Below are 17,036 nucleotides of genomic sequence, written 5' to 3' on the forward strand. Positions count from 1 at the left end.
GTCCTCCGTATGTTCAGAATTCGCTCAGTAAGCGGTTTAAAAATCGCAGGATGACCAACACTTCCTGCTCGCTGAAACCTTCGGTCATGGCGGCATTCAGCTGGCTGATCAGCGGCCTGGCGCTGTCGATCTTGCTGCGTCCGAGCAGGGTCAGATAAAGACGCGAAGCGCGGCCATCCATCTCACAGGCGCGGCGTTCTATCAGGCCGTTGTGTTCCATCCGTGCTGCCAGACCGGTCAGGGCCGAATTATTCAGATTCAGGCTCTGCGCCAGATCCTTCAGCAGACAACCTTCATTGGCGGTAATCAGCATCAGGGCGCCAAGCTGGGTTACGGAAATGCCCAGAGCTTCTTCGGCCTTCTGATCGGCGTGTTTGTATACCCGGTGGCGTGCGCTGTTGAGCAGGTAGAAGAGACGTTTATCCATAGTTAATGACCGCACGACAATTTAGTTCACATGTGAAGCAAATATAGTTCACATGTGAAGTAAGTAGCAAGCAGGTTTTGCTTTGCCTGATTTCAGACAGGGGTTAAGCCCATCCTTAACCGCTTTTCCGAACCCTCTGTTTCAGCCATTAACTAAATAGGCATTCAATAAATACTTGATAGTGGTGTTTTTAACCGCTATTTTTGGCTCATATTGGTGTTTTAAATAAACAGGTGTTCTTTGTCTGAAGTTCAGGAAAGCAAACAGCCTTCGCCGCGCAAAACCCGTCTGAGTGCCGGTGACCGGCGCGAACAGCTGCTGGATGTACTGGTACAGGTGATCCGCAGTGAGGGCTATGAACAGGTAACGATGGCACGGCTGGCGCAGGCGGCTGGGGTGAATCCGTCGTTGCTGATGCATCATTTCGGCAGTAAAGAAAACCTGATGCTGACGCTGGTGAATGTCAGCCTGCAGCGTTATGGCCAGCTGTTCCGCGAATTACCGGGCAGCGGTGATGCCCGCCTGCGGCTGGTACAGATGCTGGCTGTTTATTTCGGTCTGCGCTGGATGAACACCCTCGCGGCACCGGAAGTCTTCGCCATTATGTCGCTGGCCCGTCGCCACGAAGAGGTGCGGCTGGCGGTGGCCCGTATGTATCGCCGTTATCATCGCGTGCTGACCCAGGAATTGCGTTTCCAGCAGGAGCAGGGCTGTGTGCGTATTGCCGATGCCGCCGCCAGTGCTCAGGTGCTGATGGCTCTGACCGAAGGCGCGCATTATTTCTCCGACCAGCTGCAGCCACAGATCAGTGAAGCCCCCGGCGCTTATGGCCTGCGTATGGTGGAACACGCACTGTTGTTGCTCGGAGCCGGTCCGCTGACCCAGGCCGAGCGCGCCGGACTGAACGATTTTACTGTTACCGAGATGAATGGAGGTTCTTATGCAGCCGAATGAATGGCGACCGATGACCAATATTGCCCATGAGTGTTTTGGTTGTGGTCAGCACAATCATCAGGGGCTGAAAATGCGCTTCTTCACCAACGAGCAGCAGGTGCGTTCAGATCTGGTTATTCCCGGACATCTGCGCGGCTGGAGCAATCTGGCCCACGGTGGTGTTATTACCACGGTGCTGGATGAAGTGATGGGCTGGGCCGGCATGTATCTGCTCAATCAGTTTTTGCTGACCCGCGATATTAAAGTGCGTTTTAAATTACCGGTCCGTATCGGCGAGCCGGTCAGTGTTTATGGTTTTATTGCCGAACAGAAAAACGACCGTCAGGTTGTTCTGGCGGCTGAGCTGCGTAATGCCAAAGGTCAGGTGGCGGCCAAAGCAGAAGGGTATTTTGCGTTATTTTCTGCCGAAAAATTTGCCGCTATGAATATCATGCCGGCTGATGAACTGGAGCGTATGAAGGGAATGTTTTCATCGGTACAGCGTGAGCAGATGGGTGTGATGCAAGCCGAGAGCGAAAACGCAGGAGCCTGATATGAGCGCCGATCATTCTGCCAGTGCACTGATTGTTGAAGGCGGCGCTATGCGCGGTATTTACAGTGCCGGTATTCTCGATGCTTTTATCGCCGCCGATTATTATCCTTTCGACTGGTATCTGGGTGTATCGGCCGGAGCATCGAATGTGGCGGCGTATTTAGGTAAGCAATACGGTCGTAATTATAAGGTCTACACCGATTACTGCCGCCGGCCGCAATTTAAAAGCTGGCGGCGTTTTCTGCGCGGCGGGCATTTAATTGATATCGACTGGCTGTGGGATATTACCGAGCGAGAATTACCGATCGGGCTGGAGCATATCGAAGCGGTTAAACACCGTTTTCTGGTGGTGGCGACCTGTGCCCACAGCGGCGAAGCACATTATTTATCGCCGCAGGCCGACGAGGTTTTTCAGGCGTTAAAAGCCTCGGGCAATATGCCGCTGGCGTTTAAAGGGCAGGTACAGCTGCGCGATAACATCTGGTTCGATGGTGGTGTGGCCGACTCACTGCCGGTGGAAGAAGCCTGGCGTCGCGGTGCGCGTAATATTCTGGTGCTGCGCTCAAACCCGGCTTCGTACCGTAAAAAAGCCTATAAAATCGCACGATTTTTTCCGCGCTTATTAAAAGACTATCCGCACATTGCGGCACGCCTGCAGCAGCGTCATGACGACTATAACCGGGCGCTGGATTTTATCCGCCAGCCACCGGCCGGCTGCAATATCGTTGAAATCTGTCCGCCTGACGATTTTTCTGCCGGGCAGTTCACCACCGATATGAACATTCTGAATAAAGCCTATCAGGATGGCTTGCTGCAGGGTGAAGACCTGCTGCGGCAGAAGTTATTCTGAACGGCTGATTGCCGGCGCTTCCTGCCCCTGCTGGCGGAAGCGCAGCGGCGAAATTCCCTCGTTACGTTTACGGAAGGCGCGGCCAAAATTAGCCGGGTCGTTATAGCCCAGCAAATAACTGATCTGCTGCACACTGAGATTGGTGGTGCGTAAATACTGGTGTGCCATTTCCTGACGCCAGATTTCCAGTAATTCCTGATAGCTGGTGCCTTCTTCTGCCAGTCGCCGGCGCAGGGTGCGTGGTGACAGCGACAGTTCATCGGCTACCTGTTCAAAGCCCGGAAAGCGTCCCTTGGCCCGGCCCAGCATCATGCGGATCTGGCCGGATAATTTCTGTCTCTCCTGCCACTGTTTTAATTGCTGTTCACACTGTTGGGCGGCCTGACGCTGTACCTGAATATCGGCGAGACGTGAAGGGATATTCAGGTCGGCAGCGGGCAGAATGATCTGATTCTGTTCCTGATTAAAGCGCACCGGGCAGGGGAAAAAGGCTTCGTACAGTGAGCTGTATTCCGGCGTCTGGAAGGCAAAGTTTACCTGGCTGACACGGGCCTGGCCGCCGGCAACAAAATCAATCACCGCCAGCAGCGTTACGGTCAGGGTTTCCAGAAAGGTGGCGCGGATATCGCCCAGTGCATACAGCTCGTCGATGGTCAGCGATACCTGCATGCCTTTCTTTTCCAGCCGCAGAGAAACCAATGGTGTTCGTGTTGCCACGTACTGGCAGGCCAGCCGCGCAGCATCGCCCAGGGTTGGGCTGCTCATCGCCGCCAGTCCCAGCAGACCGTGGGTGGTGATGGTCAGCTGACTGCCTAAATAAAGACCCAGTCCGGGCTCATTAATCTCGTTGCGGCTTTCGCGCAGGGCGCCACTGAACTGCTCCCAGCTGATCTGGCCGTCAATGGTATCGATCAGCTCAGGGCTCAGGCCGCTGCGCTGCATCATCTGCAGACCGTCACCACCACGCCCGGCTACCAGATCCAGCAGGTTGCGCAGGTAGTTGGTGGGCAGTTGTATCGAAGTCTCTGACTGTGCTGTTTTCATTCTTTTATCTTACCCCGCGATTTCTGACTGACCAGATTATTGGCCCCAGATGACCATTCTCTGTCTGGTGCTGCTGTAACCCGGAAAACCTGCCAGACATAGACTGGTCCCTGTCCACTGCGCTGGTTGTAAACCAATACGCAGCTAATAAAACAATAAAGGTCATTTGCTCATGCTGTCATTGTTTAAGAAGAAAGCCCGACAAGTCACCCTTGCCAGTACCCACCAGAGCTTTACCGCCGCCCCGGGCGAAACCATTTTGCAGGCGGCCCTGCGCGAAGGTATCCGTTTTCCGCACAGCTGCCGTGTGGGTGGTTGTGCCGCCTGCAAATGCCGGCTGCAGCAGGGCAAGGTGAAAGAATTAACCGAAAGCGCTTATGTGTTAAGCGCTGAGGATCTCGATAATAACTACATTCTTGCCTGTCAGAGCGTGCCGAAAAGCGATCTGTTGCTGGATATTCCGCACTGGGATAACCGCAGTCCGGTTCATTCGCTACAGACCGTATCCGGTGTGATTCAGATGATCCGCCCGCTGACCCACGATATCAGCGCGCTGACCATCACGCTGGACGAGCCGCTGATCTTTACCCCCGGCCAGTATGCGCAGTTAAGTCTGAGCGGAACGGCTGCGCCGGCGCGTTCGTATTCTTTTGCCGGAACCTGTGCCGCCGGTGGCAGTACCGGGCTGGAATTTTTTATCCGCCATATTCCCGGTGGCGCGTTATCTCCTTTATTGCAGGACAGTGCGCGTATCGGCAGCAGGGTGCAGGTAGAAGGGCCGCTCGGCGATTTCTGGCTGCGCCCGGATGACACTCCCATTTTTGCCATTGCCGGCGGCAGTGGCCTGGCCCCGTTGCTGAGTATTCTGCGTCAGGGCGTGGCCGAGCAGTCACGTCGTCCGGTGACGTTGTTGTTTGGTGCGCGCACGCAAAACGATCTGTATTGCCTCGAAGAAATTCAGCAGCTGGCGGATCGCTGGGCCGGGCCGTTTGAATTTGTCCCTGTGCTGTCCGGCGAGCCTGATAATTCTGACTGGGACGGCCTGCGTGGCTGGGTAACCCAGGCGATCGAAGGGCGCATTGCTGCAGACAGCCAGGTTTATCTGTGTGGTCCGGCGCCGATGATTGATGCCGCCATAAGCGAATGCCAGAAATTCAGCGTGCGCCCGCATCAGATTTTCTTCGATAAATTTCTCGACAGCCGTGACTTATCCGGTGCCGCTGCGGCACTGGCAGCCAACGCCTGACTTATTATAAAAAAAGGAAAATTCCTATGTTCAAATATGCGAAATATACGTTGTTTCATATGCTGACCATTCCCTTCGCCATCGGCCTGACACTGGGTGGCGACTGGATGTATCTGGGTCTGGCCGCCGCCGCAGGCTTTGTGATTCTGGGCGATCTGTTGTTTGGCGACGATACCGTAGAGCCGGTATACGGCCATGAGTGGATTCTGAACCTGCAGCTTTATTCATCGCTGGTGCTGATTTTTGCGATGAATTTTTTAATGGTGTGGACGGTCGCCGATTCCGATGTACTGGGGTACGGCGCACTGGTGCAGCAACTGACCGGTTATGACGCCGCCGCTGCCCGTGCCGACAATACCCTGCTGCAATATGTAGTGGCGATTTTCAGCTGTGGGTTATTGTCATCGGTAGTCGGTACTATTGTTGGCCATGAATTAACGCACCGTACCTGGGACCCGGTGGCGATGTTTATCGGCCGCTGGTTGCTGGCGTTCAGCTGGGATACCGGCTTCTCAATTGAGCATGTTTACGGCCACCACATTTATGTCAGCACCGTTGGTGATCCGGCGACGGCCCCGCGTGGCCGCAATGTGTACTTCCATATTCTGGCTTCAACCTGGAAAGGAAATATCAGCGCCTGGAAACTGGAAAAGCAGCGCCTGCAGAAAAAACGCCTGCCGGTTTTCAGTCACCATAATCTGTATATCCGCGGTTTGCTGATGTCGTTGCTGCTGGAAATTGCCGCCTTTGTCATGGCCGGCTGGATCGGTGTGCTGGTTTTTACCGCCTCTGCACTGATCGCCAAAGCTTTTCTGGAAATTGTGAATTTTATGGAACACTACGGCATGGTGCGTAACCCGAAAACGCCGGTACAACCATATCACAGCTGGAATACCAATAAGCGCGTCAGCTCCTGGGCAACCTTTAACCTGACCCGTCATTCTCATCACCATGCCGAAGGCGATGTTCCTTTCCATAAACTGCGCTCGTATCAGGACGCACCGATGATGGTGAATGGTTATCTGACCACGATTTTTCTGACACTGATTCCACCGCTGTGGAACCGCATTATGGTACCAAAGGTACTGGACTGGGATCGCCGTTATGCCAGCGCAGAAGAATTAGAGCTGGCGATGGAAGCGAATAAACGCAGCGGTATTAAAGAATTTATGCAGCAGGATTACCGCGAACTGATCGTGGCCAAACAAGCCGCTATGAATAAGCCTGCACAAGCAGCCTGAGAACAACACGCCAGTGAGCTTTGCCGGAGTTCTGTGTACAGACTCCGGCTTTTTTATACCAGCAGCTGAATGATATGCACTTCGTCTTATGACTTGTTGCAGGTCAAGAAACAGCCATTCCGGCGCGACGGGCAGTCTGCTTCTACGATTCTTTACATGCAAAGCCCGGTAGCGGGGAGGATAATCTGCTGGTAACTAATGTATCAGGAGATTTCCAATGGCGGCCCTTATTTCACGCAAAACGCTGGTGTCGGTGCATTTGTATCTGGCATCTTTTTTTGCTCCCATCATCATTATTATGGCGATTTCCGGTGGTCTGTATCTGTTTGGAGTAAAGGGCAACACCACCTATACCGACGTTGGCCAGGTTACTGGTGTGACGCTGAGTGCAAAAAGCCCGACACTGACTGCTGATGTTCAGGCGGTATTAAAAAGTGCGGGAATCGAAACCAGTTTCGAATACGTAAAAGATAAAGGCCGCAGTTTTTACACCCGTCCGACCAGCCGTGAGCATTACCTGCTGCAGCAGCAGGGCAACAATATTGTGATTCAGCGGGGCGAACCGGATCTGCAGGCCGGATTAATGGAACTGCACAAAGGTCATGGCCCTTCGCTGTTTAAATGGCTGGAAAAATTGTTCGCTATCGCTCTGGTGCTGATTATGGCGAGCGGCCTGTATCTCGGCCTGCAGTCACCGATGCTGAAAAACAAAACGCTGGTATTAAGCGGTGCGGGTTTGGCGCTGTTTATTGTGCTTGGCTTGCTGTAAGACTTAACTCAGCGGCGTTAATTGGCAGAGCGACAGGTCAGACTACCACGCAGAGCGTGGGAGCCAGATACATAAATAAAAAAGGGCCTTCAGACCACTACTGTCCCACAGTTTGGAGTGACATAGTTTCACTCCAAACTGCAGCTTCATCGATTACTGTTTTTCAATCAGAAACGCCTTTCCGGGGCTCCGCCCCTGGCCCCCTGTAAGGAGAGGTATCTCCTTACGATCCTCTCTTTTCGGCGCGTCCGGCTTCACCCAGCCAACTGCAATGATTATGCGGCACGCAAAACAATTCGCCCCGGAACGACACTTTAAAACACCAACAATTTGCATCGTTCCGGGGCAGGGTTTTGCTCTGAAGGCCGCAGAATCATCTGGTTGTCTGGCGCCGCACGATCGCCGGTTTAACCAATCCGCTCAGCCGTATTTCAAAGGAAAGCGTGTTTGCGACATGACATTTAAAGAATACGTTTGATCTGAAAAGCGGCATCGCGGGGAGGGTTTCTGCGCCTCTGGGGCCGCCGCAGAAACCGCAGATATGTCTGGTCTGTCCGCAGGGATGCGGACAAGCGGCTCCGGCCATGGATGGCCGATGGGGCGCGTGGCCATTAAATATCAAGGTTTCAAGGGTAACGGCCCAGAAAGCGCGAAGCTGGGGTCGGCCCGCCGGCAAGGGGATAAGTTCCCCTGGGAGGCAACAGGCCTGGATGTTAAAAAATGCTGTTTTTTGTCAGCTCTGGTGCTGATTAAAAATTATGGGCAGAAGGGCCTCAATTGAGGCCCTTTTTTATTTCTCGTTATTTTTAATGTACCCGTGCACCGCTATCCAGCCATTCGCTGATTAAACGCAGTTCTTCTGCACTGAGCATGGCGCTGTGATTAATGCGCGGGGTATTTTCATCCGGGTTAAACAGGTAGTTGCTGTGATCCGGTTCGGTGCTGAACAGTTCGAAGAAATTCGCTGATTCAAGAGTTCCCAGATCGGACATCAGCACGCGGCTGTAGCAGGTAAAGCAGTCGTTGCCTGGCTGTTCAACAAAAGGCAGTTCCTGCTGACGACGGCAGTGGTTGCTGCTCACCGGGCTGAACTGGTTAGCCAGATACATATAGGTCGCGCGTGGGCTGAACAGCTCGCGGTATGACACGATATTGGCTTTATCCAGTGCTACGCCGTCCCAGGTCAGATCCAGGCCGGTGGCGCCGGAATTATCGTGGCAGGCAACACAGCTGCGACCACTGTTGTCGCGTCCGCTTTTTTCCCACAACGGCTGCACATGGTCGGTGTAGGTGATGCGGGCACTGCAGTCTTTATCCCAGCTGTTAATACAGGCGCTGCTGGCCGGTGCCGGAGTATCCAGCTGGCTGTAGCTGTAGCTGATATCGGCGGCGGCATTGCTCAGGCTCCACACGTCCTGATAACGGATGTCGGCGCTGACAACAGGCAGACTGTGCTGATGATCCGCCAGTGCTTCGGCCATGGTCTGACCATCTTCGCTGGCAACAATCGCGCTGTTGGTATTGGCGAAGGCATAACCGGCATGACCGCCCGGATTGACCTCAGAATCTTGCTGATAGTGCAGGGTTTCACCGGCAGCAACGTTCAGCGTGTGCGCTGACAGGGCATTCAGGTAAGCATAATGCTCGTTCTTGCTGGCCAGTGCTTTCAGACGGCTGTTCACCACTTCCAGCGTAAAATCGGTGTTGGCTGGTACTTTAAACAGAGCGGAACCATCGGGCTGAACCGCGGCGTAACCCAGCAGTTCTTTGTCTGAACTGAGGACGCGGATAAAACGCTCACTGCGTTCATTCAGCGGAAACAGGGCCGGATCGCGCAGCGCAGCAATGCCACCCTGGCTGGCCATCATATCGACGCCTTCAACTTCATAAATGCTGCGGATATTCACCACACCATAGTGGTTGCCGATAGGCTGGTCCGGCTCGGTGTAGGCGCAGTCTTCGCTGTCGTTAAAATCGTCGAGCAATGATGCGAGAGCAACGGCTTCTTCACGCTCGGCACGGCTGATGCGGCACTGAGCCAGCAGTTCGCTGCTGCGGTTAATGGCATCGCTGATGGTGCCGGTTAAGGCAGCGCCATTGGCCTGGTTCAGGCGGGCGGCAATCCACTGATGTGACAGAATAAAGAGTGCATCGCCACGCGGTGGCGTATGCAGGTTATTCAGCCAGGTCTGGCCACAGATATTGGTGTCTTCGCTGACCAGATAATCCGGAACGGCAGGCCATGCAACCTGCTGGCTTGGGTTGCTGGCATAGCGGTTATGGTTTTTCCAGTAACCCTGACCGGAATAACAGGCGCCCGGAGTTGGCCCGGTAGGATCGGTAGGATCGGTAGGATCGGTAGGATCGGTAGGATCGGTAGGATCGGTAGGATCGGTAGGATCGGTAGGATCGGTCGGATCGGTAGGATCAGTAGGATCAGTAGGATCAGTCGGATCAGTCGGATCAGTCGGATCAGTCGGATCAGTCGGATCAGTCGGATCAGTCGGATCTACATCATCACAATTTTTCTCTTCTTTATAAGTCACGATAAAGGACGTGATTTTAGGATCTTTAAAGAAGTTATATTCAGTTCCTTCACGGGAGAAGAAGCTTGCTCCGGTCAGGTCTTCACCCACCGGGCTTTGCGATGTTGCGCGCACTGCGATGGTAAATTCTTCACCACGGAACGGACCGACTACACCACCATCGGTGTTGTACCAGTACTGGAAGTCACCAACATAATGCTTGTCTGCAGCGCTGCCGTTACTTACTGAATAAAGTTCGTGGCCATCGTCTGACAGAATCACCTGATCAACCGGAATGCCTGCGGCATTCAGATTGTTGTCGGTGAGCACCTCAAAATACACTTTGTTGTTGCTCTGTCCGGCGGCATCTTTATTAAAGAAGAAGTACAGGAACAGATCGCCTTCATTCAGCTGGCCGCGTGGTTTAATCGCAGAATTGTTCGAGTAGCTGCGTGCGGCATGGGCAACCGTCGACTCATAGAAGAAAATATGAGCCGAGCTGTCTTTTGGCTGCGGCAGTGCATCATTGTATGCGTCTGCCACATAGGTCGGATGCGCTGAATCACTGTAGTAGTTGTAACTGGCCGCTGGCGTATTGGTTCCTTTGAACGAGGTGATATTGCCCAGGAATACATCTTTAACCAGTTTGTCCGGGTTATTTTCACTGGCTTTTGCCGCCCAGATGGATAATTTCTTGCCGCTTACACACATCTGATCATCAGCAACGGCTTCGATCATTACGGTATCCGGCGCGCTGACACTTTTGCCGTCACTCACGGTCAGTTCAACAACATAGAAACCTTTTTCGACCAGCGTCAGTGTTGGCTGCTGGGCGGTAGGGTCGGTCAGCAGGTCAACATCGATTTCTGCCGGTGAACTGATCACTCTCCAGCTGTAAGTCAGGGTATCACCGTCGGCATCGGAGCTTGCGCCACCATCCAGCATAACGGTTGTGCCAACCTGCTGATTCAGGATATCCGCACCGGCATTGGCAACCGGCTTATGATTGGTTGGATCAGTCGGATCGGTAGGATCAGTCGGATCGGTAGGATCAGTCGGATCAGTCGGATCAGTCGGATCAGTCGGATCAGTCGGATCAGTCGGATCAGTCGGATCAGTCGGATCAGTCGGATCGGTAGGATCAGTCGGATCGGTAGGATCAGTCGGATCGGTAGGATCAGTCGGATCGGTTGGATCAGTTGGATCGGTTGGATCGGTTGGATCGGTTGGATCAGTCGGATCAGTCGGATCAGTCGGATCAGTCGGATCAGTCGGATCGGTAGGATCGGTAGGATCGGTTGGATCGGTAGGATCGGTAGGATCGGTTGGATCAAGCAGATCTGCCACGGTAACTGCCAGAGTGGTACTGGTGCTCAGCGGATAAATCACGCTGCTGTCAGCATCGCTGTCCTGACTTTTCACTGTCATGGTCAGAGTGAAATCATCGCTCAGGCTGGATGGCCACAGCAATTGCAGTGCACCCTGATAATCGCTGTCGATTTTCCAGCTGTTCTGGTCAATCCGTGTTGCGTGGCTCAGCAGGGCTTTTTCCGGTACGCCGGAAATAACGGTGCTCAGAATACTTTCGGAGCCATCAGTATCCAGCAGCTGTGCGCTGGCAGTCAGTTCGACGCCCTGAGCAAAAATCAACTCGCCGCCCTGACTCAGGTTTTCAATGCTGCGGTAGGTTACCGAACCACCACTAATAAATTCGATACGGCCGGCGTGCTCGCCCAGAGATTCGATACGGCTGACCAGCGACCGATCAACGATCAGGTGATCAAAGCCATCGCCGCCGTCGATATCGGTATTAACGGCATCAGACCAGCCTTTGATCTGAATAACGTCATCGTCTTCGCCGCCATTAACACTGCCGGCATTAATCTGAATCAGATCGTTACCACGGCCGCCATTTACGCTGCCGCCAAGCATTTGCACGATATCGTTACCATCGCCGGCATCGACACTGCCACGATTAACCTGAATAACATCGTCGCCCGCAGAAGCAGAAATATTGGCATCGTTTGCGACAATCCATTCATCGGCGGCACCGGCCTGAATATCGCCACGGGTCTGAGCGGTACCGACCAGAACATAATTGCTGCTGTTCCGTTGGCTGATGACCTGATCAATATTCAGGATGGCGCGGTTTTCCTGCAGATAAGCACTGGTAAAACGGTCACTGGCCAGAGGCTGTTGGGTCAGGCTTAACTGCGGTGCATCGGCAACGGCCTCAACTGCCACGCTGATCTGACCAGTAAAGGTTTTGCTCTTACCCTTGGCGCTGTAGGTAACGGCGGTTTTCAGAAGGGCATCGCTGCCGCTGTGTTCGGCAGGAATAAATTGCGCTTCGGCCAGTTTATTCAGGGCGATGGTCCAGCTGCCGTCAGCATTGCGGACGCCGACATTAAATGCAGCCGCGGCAGGTACGTCACGGACAACCAGCGCACCCATCGAACCATCATCAATCCAGCTTTCATAGGCGGACAGATCAATGTTGAGCGCTACGGCGATATCTTCACTGGTGCTCAGCGTGCCATTAATAGCGGCACCGGTTGGCTCTGCCGGATCAGTCGGATCGGTAGGATCAGTAGGATCGGTAGGATCAGTAGGATCGGTAGGATCAGTAGGATCAGTAGGATCAGTAGGATCAGTAGGATCAGTAGGATCAGTAGGATCAGTAGGATCAGTAGGATCAGTAGGATCAGTAGGATCAGTAGGATCGGTAGGATCGGTAGGATCGGTAGGATCAGTAGGATCAGTAGGATCAGTAGGATCGGTCGGGTCCGGAATAACCGGTGCAAAATTCAGATTGCTGCCCTGGTATGGGTAAGCAACGGCCAGTTCGGTATACACCACTCCGGATTTACCATTAATAACCGGCTGACGGGTATTGCTGGCCGGATCATAGGCCCAGACGCCATAGCGGGCACTGACCGAATCAAAATCGGTTGTGTCACGGCAGGAATCGGTCAGACCACTTTTTTGGCTAAGACACTGAGTCCAGCTGATCAGCATACGGCCGCTGCCATCACGGTAAGGCCAGAAGGCACTGTACCAGCCACCACGGGAAATCTGCCCCGGGTATACGTTAACCTGACCACCGGTATAAGACTCAGGTGATAAACCGGCAAATACCGTATTGGCCTGCTGGCCGCCGGTAATGGTAATAACATCGCCGCCCATCAGGCTGTGATTCTGGTGTTTAATCAGTGCGCCCAGGTGGCCATCGGCATCCTGTACAACATTCATTAATTGCAGGCTGGCTTCATCACTGCCCAGCGGAATTTCGCCGCTGGCTAATTCTTCCGGTTCACCGTTGCTGCTGTTCAGACGCAGCAGACTGTATTTTTTACTGGCGGCGGTTGCACCGCTGGCGCTGACACAGCGGCTGGCACTGATGCTGGTGGCTTTTACAGTGCTGCTGTCACTTTCACATACCGGCGCTTCACTGCCGCTGGCAATGCGGATAAAGACCAGGCTGCCATCGGCCATCATGGTTGGTTTGTAGTCGTAAACGCTGCCACTGGTCAGCTGGGTCAGATCGCTGCCATCACGACCCATTTTAAACAGTACTGAGTTTGCGCTGTCGTTTTGTCCGCGGGTGGAGGAAAAAACAATATCGCCATCGCTGGTGTAAGCAGGGTTGGTGTCCTGGCCGCTGTTTGCCAGGCTGTCATCGCTGAGCACGCGACGGACATTGCCCTGATTAAAATCGTATTCGTACAGATTCCAGGTTTCGCCGCTGTTGGCGGTTGCGCTTTTTTCGTTCAGGGCACGGGCAGAAAAAATCAGGAAGCGACCGTCGGGTGAGACGTTCAGGTCTTTAACATCGTAGAGACTGCTGCCGATGGCGTTGGCCAGAACTTCTTTATCGCTGGCGCTGGATGAAACACGCTCGCGTACAATCAGCTGTGCCCCGGCCAGATAACTCTGAGCGGAAGCTTCTGTTGCACTGCTCAGTGTTCGCTGCACATAAGCAAAAGGCACATCGTTGGTAAAGGTGGTGTCACCTTCGCTGATTTTCGGATCAACGCCAAGATCTTCACCACAGCCTGCCAATAACAGGCTGCTGCACAGTACGCCGGAAGAACAGAATTTAATTACAGCTGATTTCATCGTTGCTCACCCTTGAACTAAAAACCGGTAACGCTGCCTGAGCAACGTGTTGAACCAGTACTTACACCGGATGCTCAACAGCGAGATCCGGACCCGAAATTGGGCATCGCTATTGTGTCATTTTGTTAAATGGGAAGATGGAACATGATCACAAACCAGAAGGGCAAAGGGGGCAGTTTCCGATATTGTGAACCAGTGCTGATTTGTCAGAAGAGATTGGATTAAGCGTGAAAATCCGCGGGTTTTATTGCGCTTTTTCCATGTGGGAGTCGCTAAATGGCCAGCCAGAATTACACAAATCAGGACGCATTCAGCAGGCGGCCCGAATTATCTTATTTCTGGTTTTTACGTAACCAAAATGTTGCACAAAGAAGATTCGGCAGAGTAAATCTCCCCGTAAAAAAGGATACGGAGAGATTTATTCTAACAATGCCGTTCAGCTCGGAATCAGTACAAAGGTGTACTGCACTTTCGTTGGTGCCACCTTTTCCTGACCGAAATTAATACCGGATACTTTCGCCAACATCTTTTGCTCAAGATCCGGCATGCTCAGATCGCTGCGGATTAACTTCAGGCGCGATACCGTGCCGTCAGGTTCGACCACCAGTTCAAAGACAAACTTACCGCTCAGATCCGGATACTGACGCAGGGCTTTGGCATACAGGGCATACACGCTGCCTTTGGTATTTTCGATGGTCCGGCGGATACTTTCCATATCGCGCCGGCCGCGGGCCCCTTCGCTGTAGCTGCCGCCTTCATCCGGTAAATCGAGATAGGCTATCGGACTGTCGATCGCTGTCCCCTGATGTTGCGCCAGTGCGGTTCCTTTTACCTGCATATCCATATCGGCATTTTTCAGACCGCCGCTGCTGTTCAGATTCTCCTGACCCAGGCTGGAGCGGGTATTCGCTTTGGCTTGCCCGCCTTTTTCCGACAGGTTTTTATTCTGTAATTTGCTGACATCCACTTTGGTTTTCATGGTGTTCAGCGAAGACAGAGCCTGCAGTGCCTGAGCCGGTGCTTTTCCTCCGGCTTTGGGCTGCGGACGATCGGCAGCGGTTACTGCTTCCTGTGGTTTCGGCTTTGGCTTGGGTGGCGGTGGCACCACTTCCTGTACCGGTTTGGATTGTTCCGGCATTTTCGGCGGTTCCAGCATCACCTTGGTACGCACGACAGGAGGCTGTTCTATATCACTGAAATGCACATCCCAGGTCGGTAAAAAAGGCACGGCAATAAACAGCACCAGCAACACAATAGCCAGACGTTTAACCTGGCGGATAAAACGCTGGTTATTTTCTTCGTTAACGCTCCACGGCAGATCAAGTTGCAGCGAAACAAACTGAGCACTGGCTGACATACTATTGTCCTCCGGCAGTCAGTGCGCTGGCGGCAACCTGATTAACCGCAAGCGATACATCACGGAATCCATAGGCACTGCAGGTTGTCATCACGGCTTTTAATAAATCGTAGGGCACACTCTGATCACCCATGATGGTTACCGAGCGGCCGATTTTCTTTTCTACTTCGGTCAGCTCACCGCTTTCTTCGGCAAAGGCTTTTAACGCTTCGCCCAGCGGTTTATTAACTTCGCCCGGACGGCGGTTAACGTCGCTGACGGCAACAATTTCTTCGTTGTCGATCATGATGGCATTCTGAGCGACATTAATAACCAGTTGTCCGTGCAGGGCTCCATCGGCATTGGAGTCCGGCAGTTTGACAAAATTGGCTTTGGCCAACTCCTGGCTCTCACCGGTATTCATCAGCAGGAAGAACACCAGGATGGTAAAAATATCCATCAGCGAGGTCAGGTTCAGTGTGGCTGTCTTGGTGACTTTGCGCTGAATAAAGCTGTTTGAGGCCATATCCGTTACCGTTTTTTATCCCCGAGAGAAATTTCCGGGAAGAGTTCAACTTCGACCAGACTGGCAGCCACCACCGTTTTATACGATTTAACGGTATCCATGGTGGAAATCAGAGTCTGATACTCGACGTTTTTGGCAGCAATAATAGTTGCGTCTTTTTTATCGCTCAGCTGATCTTTCAGATCACGCATCAGCTGTGACAGCTCGCGATAATTGTACTGGTTGTCGCTGAGCGGAATCTTTTTCAGCAGCTTTCCGGTGGGGAAATACACGGTAAAGCCTTCATTATCGACCATCACATCCAGCTGCGACTGGCTGAGTTCCGCTGCAGACTGACCACCGCTGAGCTCAGGCAGGTTAATATCCAGCACCCGCACTTTGGTAAAGGTCAGACTGAGCAGCAATACCGGTACCAATACGATCATCAGATTCATAAAGGATGTGATATCAATATCGGTATCTTCCGCCATGCGACGGTTCATTTTAAAAGCCATCAGGATGCCTTTTGATCGTCGCCACGATTGTCTTTCGGATAACCGGCTTCAACGGCGCGGTTCAGAGTCATTACGTTGAGAAATTTCATCGCGGCCATTTCAATGCTGCTGACGATGGCATTGGTTTTGTTATTGATTACCGCACTGGCAATCAGCAGCGGGATCGCCGCAATCAGACCAAATGCCGTGGTATTCATCGCTACCGAAATAGACTGTGACAGCAGGGCAGATTTATCCGCCGGGTCGGCGTTGGCAACGGCAGCAAAAGCCGCGATCAGACCAATAATGGTACCAAGCAGACCGAGCAGGGTGGCAACGTTGGCCAGCATGGCCAGGTAGTTGGTACGGTTTTCCAGGCGCGGCAGAACTTCCATCACACCTTCATTCATGGCTTGCTCAATATCGGCACGCTGCTTGGTGATTTTCATCATATCCAGACCACAACCAATAATGCGCGATACCGCCGCCTGATGATCACGTGTGAACAGGGTCATTTTTTCGTGATCGTTGGTGCGCAGTAATGGCAGAAAATCCTGAAAGGTTTTTTCGTTGCGGGCTTTTTCGCGCTTGAGGAATATCCAGCGTTCAAAAGCAATCGCCAGGCCCAGTACCAGTACGATAGAAATCGGATACATAAACAGGCCCCCTTCTTTCAGGAAGTTGACCACGATGCTGTAGATATCGCCCATTTTAGTTAGCCTCAGAATTTAAACTTGGGTTATTTTCAAGATTCATTTCGTCATAGATACGCATCGAGCGCAGCATAACGTCACGATCAATCGCTTCCAGACTGTTGTCGTACCGGTCTTCCACGTTCTGGTAAAGCCGGTCGACGCCGCTGGCTTCCTGCCAGGGCACAAAGTAACTGACAGAGGGTTGTTCTTTATCGCCGACAATCTTACTTTCCAGTTTGATTGGTTCTTCAGCGATAGCTGGCAGACTGAATAAACAGGCAATGAACAGATATTTCATG

General features: G+C 52.8%; 15 protein-coding genes. 7 read left to right on the forward strand and 8 right to left on the reverse strand.

The features are described 5' to 3' along the window. Window positions 1-13 precede the first annotated feature (13 nt). Complete coding sequence (locus LGT44_RS15220) at window positions 14-427, reverse strand: MarR family winged helix-turn-helix transcriptional regulator (RefSeq protein WP_230331867.1); 414 nt, start codon at window positions 425-427, stop codon at window positions 14-16. Between the two features lie 240 nt (window positions 428-667). Here LGT44_RS15220 and LGT44_RS15225 point away from each other — a divergent pair, with 240 nt between their 5' ends. Genes LGT44_RS15225 through LGT44_RS15235 form a run of 3 tightly spaced genes read left to right on the forward strand, consistent with a single transcriptional unit; the run spans window position 668 to window position 2,763 of the window. Beyond that, on the forward strand, window positions 668-1,381 hold the full coding sequence (locus LGT44_RS15225; RefSeq protein WP_186436051.1) for a TetR/AcrR family transcriptional regulator: 714 nt from the start codon (window positions 668-670) through the stop codon (window positions 1,379-1,381). Further along, on the forward strand, window positions 1,368-1,913 hold the full coding sequence (locus LGT44_RS15230; RefSeq protein ID WP_230331868.1) for a PaaI family thioesterase: 546 nt from the start codon (window positions 1,368-1,370) through the stop codon (window positions 1,911-1,913). The genes LGT44_RS15225 and LGT44_RS15230 overlap by 14 nt, the downstream gene beginning before the upstream one ends. 1 nt (window position 1,914) lies before the next feature. Then, window positions 1,915-2,763 (forward strand): patatin-like phospholipase family protein, encoded by an 849-nt coding sequence (locus LGT44_RS15235; RefSeq protein ID WP_230331869.1) that lies wholly within the window; start codon window positions 1,915-1,917, stop codon window positions 2,761-2,763. Here the strand turns inward: LGT44_RS15235 and LGT44_RS15240 are convergent. Continuing rightward, window positions 2,755-3,807 carry an AraC family transcriptional regulator gene (locus tag LGT44_RS15240; RefSeq protein ID WP_145471096.1) on the reverse strand — a complete coding sequence of 351 codons (1,053 nt, stop codon included), beginning with the start codon at window positions 3,805-3,807 and terminating at the stop codon, window positions 2,755-2,757. The genes LGT44_RS15235 and LGT44_RS15240 overlap by 9 nt on opposite strands. Before the next feature lie 172 nt (window positions 3,808-3,979). On the opposite strand from LGT44_RS15240, the gene LGT44_RS15245 reads away from it, so the two are divergent. From LGT44_RS15245 to LGT44_RS15260, 4 genes are all read left to right on the forward strand, one after another. After that, window positions 3,980-5,053 carry a 2Fe-2S iron-sulfur cluster-binding protein gene (locus LGT44_RS15245; RefSeq protein ID WP_230331870.1) on the forward strand — a complete coding sequence of 358 codons (1,074 nt, stop codon included), beginning with the start codon at window positions 3,980-3,982 and terminating at the stop codon, window positions 5,051-5,053. Between the two features lie 26 nt (window positions 5,054-5,079). Beyond that, window positions 5,080-6,294 carry an alkane 1-monooxygenase gene (locus LGT44_RS15250; RefSeq protein ID WP_230331871.1) on the forward strand — a complete coding sequence of 405 codons (1,215 nt, stop codon included), beginning with the start codon at window positions 5,080-5,082 and terminating at the stop codon, window positions 6,292-6,294. Between the two features lie 217 nt (window positions 6,295-6,511). Continuing rightward, window positions 6,512-7,063: a PepSY-associated TM helix domain-containing protein gene (locus LGT44_RS15255; protein ID WP_230331872.1), complete on the forward strand. Its 552-nt coding sequence runs from the start codon at window positions 6,512-6,514 to the stop codon at window positions 7,061-7,063. Between the two features lie 541 nt (window positions 7,064-7,604). Then, a complete protein-coding gene (locus LGT44_RS15260) occupies window positions 7,605-7,844 on the forward strand; it encodes a hypothetical protein (protein WP_145471093.1) in 240 nt (79 codons plus the stop codon). Between the two features lie 25 nt (window positions 7,845-7,869). Here the strand turns inward: LGT44_RS15260 and LGT44_RS15265 are convergent, their stop codons facing one another. From LGT44_RS15265 to LGT44_RS15290, 6 genes are all read right to left on the reverse strand, one after another. Then, window positions 7,870-13,707: a PKD domain-containing protein gene (locus LGT44_RS15265; protein WP_230333647.1), complete on the reverse strand. Its 5,838-nt coding sequence runs from the start codon at window positions 13,705-13,707 to the stop codon at window positions 7,870-7,872. A 436-nt stretch (window positions 13,708-14,143) separates the two neighbouring features. Further along, window positions 14,144-15,064 (reverse strand): AgmX/PglI C-terminal domain-containing protein, encoded by a 921-nt coding sequence (locus LGT44_RS15270; protein ID WP_145471092.1) that lies wholly within the window; start codon window positions 15,062-15,064, stop codon window positions 14,144-14,146. 1 nt (window position 15,065) lies between these two features. After that, on the reverse strand, window positions 15,066-15,569 hold the full coding sequence (locus LGT44_RS15275; protein ID WP_145471091.1) for an ExbD/TolR family protein: 504 nt from the start codon (window positions 15,567-15,569) through the stop codon (window positions 15,066-15,068). A gap of 5 nt (window positions 15,570-15,574) precedes the next feature. Beyond that, entirely contained in the window at window positions 15,575-16,063 is a 489-nt protein-coding gene (locus tag LGT44_RS15280; protein ID WP_145471090.1) for an ExbD/TolR family protein, read from the reverse strand. Then, window positions 16,063-16,752 carry a MotA/TolQ/ExbB proton channel family protein gene (locus LGT44_RS15285; RefSeq protein WP_145471089.1) on the reverse strand — a complete coding sequence of 230 codons (690 nt, stop codon included), beginning with the start codon at window positions 16,750-16,752 and terminating at the stop codon, window positions 16,063-16,065. The genes LGT44_RS15280 and LGT44_RS15285 overlap by 1 nt, the downstream gene beginning before the upstream one ends. Window position 16,753: 1 nt before the next feature. Further along, window positions 16,754-17,035 (reverse strand): hypothetical protein, encoded by a 282-nt coding sequence (locus tag LGT44_RS15290; RefSeq protein ID WP_145471088.1) that lies wholly within the window; start codon window positions 17,033-17,035, stop codon window positions 16,754-16,756. Window position 17,036: the final 1 nt, after the last annotated feature.

Origin of the sequence: Thalassolituus alkanivorans (assembly GCF_020447205.1) — a bacterium.
Taxonomy (GTDB): Bacteria; Pseudomonadota; Gammaproteobacteria; order Pseudomonadales; family Oceanobacteraceae; genus Venatoribacter; species Venatoribacter alkanivorans.